The sequence below is a fragment of the Mesorhizobium sp. M7A.F.Ca.US.002.01.1.1 genome (assembly GCF_004022955.1).
Lineage (GTDB): Bacteria > Pseudomonadota > Alphaproteobacteria > Rhizobiales > Rhizobiaceae > Mesorhizobium > Mesorhizobium ciceri.
This window is the reverse complement of sequence record NZ_RZQE01000548.1, coordinates 1-3,562: the sequence shown is the minus strand read 5'-3', so window position 1 is coordinate 3,562 and position 3,562 is coordinate 1. Positions and strand designations below refer to the sequence as shown.

Here is a 3,562-nt window from a genome sequence, read left to right as displayed (position 1 = left end):
CGCCTATCTCGGCAAGATGGAGAATGGCTCGCCGCTCGAAGGCGTGGCGCGGCTGTCGGCCTTGCGCCGGCATTGGCTGCTGCTGCGTCGTGCGAGCAGGGGCTGGCCTGCTCTTTGACGTAAACGTCAATCATGTTAAGACGTCCCCGCGCCAAACTGTTGCCGAAGACAACAGACCGGCTCGGAGGAGATGAATGAGCTTACCCATATTGGTGGCGATCGTTACCTTCGGCATCGCACTGTCGGTTGCGGCGGTGCATTTCACCGGCGGCAGCAAGACGGCGACGCTCAGTGGCACCGATCAGGCAGTGAGCCGATTCGCCGAGGATTTTCCCGACGAGATCGTGGCGGCGGTCCGCCTGACAGCAGATGCCGGGACCGCGTTCCTGGATATCGGGCGAGGGCGCTTCGGGATCGTTCACAGCGTAGGCGACTGCTTCTTGACCCGCATCGTCACGCCTCAAGATGTCACGATTTTGGACGCTGGAGACGGGAATACGGTCTCGCTGCGGCTCGCCGATTTCACCTGGAAGGGCGGCCGCTTCCGCTTTGCCAGCGCAACGGATGCGCAAGGCTTGCTGAAGGCGCTTGAGCCGCAGAGTTTCGGCGGAGAGGCGGCATGATGGACGACTACAATTTTCCGCAGGTCACTCAACTGGCCATCCCGTTCTTCGTTGTCGCGATCCTGATCGAGCTTTGGTTGGTGCGCACCGGCCGTGCCAAGGGTTCGTTCGAAACGCGCGACACATTGACCAGCCTGATGATGGGTACCGGCAATGTCGTTGCCGGGCTGCTGCTTGGCGTCGTGTCCTACTGGGCGTTGCTGTGGCTCTGGCAGTTCCGCGTCTTCAATCTCGGCCTGTCGATCTGGATTTTTCTGGTGGCCTTCCTGCTCGATGATCTGCGCTACTATTTCTATCACCGCATCGCGCACCGGGTGCGCTGGGTTTGGGCCGAACACGTCAACCACCATTCCAGCCAGCACTACAATCTGTCGACAGCGCTGCGGCAGAGCTGGACGGGCCTGTTCACCTTCATGTTCATGCTGCAGGCGCCGCTGGTGCTGCTCGGCTTCCACCCGGCGGTGATTGCCTTCACCTTCGGCTTCAACCTCGTCTGGCAGTTCTGGATCCACACCGAGACCATCGGCAAGATGTGGGGCTGGTTCGAGTTCGTCTTCAACACGCCCTCACACCACCGCGTCCATCACGCCACCAATCCGCGCTACCTCGACGCCAACTATGCCGGCACGCTGATCATCTGGGACCGCATGTTCGGCACCTTCGTCGGGGAACTGGAAGAAGACCGGCCGCGCTACGGCATCGTCAGGAATCTCGGCACCTTCAATCCGCTGAAAGTGGCATTCCATGAATGGATCGGCATGTTCAGGGATGCCTTTGCGCCCGGTCTGACCTTGAGCGATCGCCTGAACTATCTGATCAAGCCGCCCGGCTGGAGCCATGACGGCTCGCGCGAAACCTCGGAGAGTTTGAAGGCGGCCTATGTCAGGCGAAATCCGGGTGAGGCGGGAAAGCCGGGATTGCCGATGGCTGGTGTCGAGCCGGCTGAATAATATCGCCTCAGGATGGTTCGTTCGACCCGCCGTCGCGCATCAGCGTCTCATAGTCGCGACCGCCATAGAAGATGTTGACGATGCGGATGACATCGTTCTCGGTCAGGTGGTGATGACGGCGGAATGCTCGGAATGGGACGGGTCGTAATCCCCGAACGATATCGTCGCGCGAGCGACCGCCACGAGGCGCATTGCCGATACTCTGACAGCGCTCTTCTATCCGATCCACGAAACCGTTGGCGATGTTTTCGCTGCCGCTGCTCTCAAGGATGTAGGCGCCAATTGCTTCAAGATCGGAGATCGCGCTTTCGCTAAGAACGACGGCGGGACGCTGGATCATCGCTCTCCCTCGTCAGTTGCGAAATCCGGCTCTTTACCCGGTCGATCGCCTCATCGAGCGGAACAGCGGGTCTTTTGTCTTCGATCGACGCCTTCACCCGCGCCCTGATGGACGCCATGCGTTCAGCGTGCTCTTCCTCCTCGCGCTGGAAGGCAGGGCGGCGCGGATGACTTCACTGGCCGAACCGAAGGAGCCGTCTTCGACTTTGTCCCGGATCATGGGGTCCAATCAGAACGCGAAGCTGTTTATTCCGCCGCTTCGGCCGTTTCCGGTTGCGCCGGAAGTCCCAGCCAGTGCCGGCAATCAGCCTGCGCACGCGATGTGATGGCGTGCCGCTTGGCAACGGTCTTGTCCTTGCCGCGCATGCGTTTGCCCTCGGCCTTCGGAGCTTCGACGGGTGGGAACAGGCCGAAATTGACATTCATCGGCTGGAATGAGCGCTTTCCCGGCTCGTCATCGGAGACAATATGACCGCCGGTGATGTGGTTGAGCAGAGCGCCGAAGGCCGTGGTCAGCGGCGGCAGGGACGGAGCAAGGCCGAGCCGTTCAGCGGCGGCGAAGCGGCCGGCGAGCAGGCCGATCGCAGCGCTCTCGACATAGCCTTCGCAGCCGGTGATCTGGCCGGCGAAACGCAGGCCGGGCCGCGACTTCAGTTGCAGCGAAGCGTCGAGCAAGGTCGGCGAGTTGATGTAGGTGTTGCGGTGCAGGCCGCCGAGACGGGCGAAATCGGCGTTTTCGAGACCCGGTATAGTGCGGAAGATGCGCACCTGCTCGGCATGCTTCAACTTGGTCTGGAAACCGACCATGTTGTAGAGCGTGCCCAGCGCATTGTCCTGCCGCAACTGGACGACGGCATAGGCCTTTACCGTCGGATTGTGGGCATTGGTCAGCCCCATCGGCTTCATAGGCCCGTAGCGTAGCGTCTCGACACCGCGCTCGGCCATGATTTCGATCGGCAGGCAGCCGTCGAAATAGGGCGTGCCTTCCCATTGCTTGAATTCGGTTTTCTGGCCGTCGACCAGCGCTTGCACGAAGGCAAGGTACTGGTCCTTGTCCATCGGACAATTGATGTAGTCCTTGCCGGTGCCGCCTGGCCCGACCTTGTCGTAGCGCGACTGGAACCAGCAGGTATTCATGTCGATCGTGTCGAAATGGATGATCGGCGCAATGGCGTCGAAGAAGGCGAGCGCATCGGCGCCTGTCGCTTCCGCGATCGACTGGGCAAGCCCGGGGGCGGTCAACGGACCCGTGGCAACGATCGCCTGGTCCCAATCCGTCGGCGGCAGACCTGGCACTTCCTCGCGCCGGATGGTGATCAGCGGGTGTGCTTCGAGTTTTTTCGTCACGGCATCGGCGAATCCGTCGCGATCGACGGCCAGCGCGCCGCCGGCCGGAACCTGGTTGGCGTCGCCGGCGCTCATGATCAACGAGCCGGCCAGCCGCATTTCGGCGTGCAACAGGCCGACCGCGTTGTTGTCGGCGTCGTCGGAGCGGAAGGAATTGGAACAGACGAGCTCGGCCAGGCTATCGGTCTTGTGCGCATCGGTGCCACGAACGGGCCGCATTTCATGCAGGATGACGGGCACGCCGGCTTGCGCTGCCTGCCAGGCGGCTTCGGAACCGGCGAGGCCGCCGCCGATGATGTGGAT

The 3,562-nt window shown here is 62.0% G+C and carries 5 protein-coding genes and 1 pseudogene; 3 read left to right on the top strand and 3 right to left on the bottom strand.

The window, feature by feature from the left end; translation table 11 throughout:
* The 3 genes and pseudogenes from EN932_RS39235 to EN932_RS31635 all read left to right on the top strand — a co-directional run.
* A pseudogene (locus EN932_RS39235) lies at positions 1–118 on the top strand (phytoene/squalene synthase family protein); the annotation flags it as partial.
* Positions 119–212: 94 nt separating this feature from the next.
* The gene (locus EN932_RS31640; protein ID WP_337123853.1) at positions 213–623 is read left to right on the top strand and encodes a hypothetical protein; all 411 of its coding nucleotides are present in this window, start codon (positions 213–215) and stop codon (positions 621–623) included.
* On the top strand, positions 623–1,573 hold the full coding sequence (locus EN932_RS31635; RefSeq protein WP_206519177.1) for a sterol desaturase family protein: 951 nt from the start codon (positions 623–625) through the stop codon (positions 1,571–1,573). Before EN932_RS31640 ends, EN932_RS31635 begins: the two co-directional genes overlap by 1 nt.
* 7 nt (positions 1,574–1,580) lie before the next feature.
* Here the strand turns inward: EN932_RS31635 and EN932_RS31630 are convergent, their stop codons facing one another.
* The 3 genes from EN932_RS31630 to trmFO all read right to left on the bottom strand — a co-directional run.
* The gene (locus EN932_RS31630; RefSeq protein WP_127368530.1) at positions 1,581–1,913 is read right to left on the bottom strand and encodes a type II toxin-antitoxin system RelE/ParE family toxin; all 333 of its coding nucleotides are present in this window, start codon (positions 1,911–1,913) and stop codon (positions 1,581–1,583) included.
* Between the two features lie 93 nt (positions 1,914–2,006).
* Positions 2,007–2,132, bottom strand: coding sequence for a type II toxin-antitoxin system ParD family antitoxin (locus tag EN932_RS39805; RefSeq protein ID WP_224675324.1), 126 nt, complete (start codon positions 2,130–2,132; stop codon positions 2,007–2,009).
* 26 nt (positions 2,133–2,158) lie between these two features.
* Positions 2,159–3,562 (bottom strand): methylenetetrahydrofolate--tRNA-(uracil(54)-C(5))-methyltransferase (FADH(2)-oxidizing) TrmFO (trmFO, locus tag EN932_RS31620; RefSeq protein ID WP_245483358.1); only part of this gene is annotated, 1,404 nt, incomplete at its 5' end.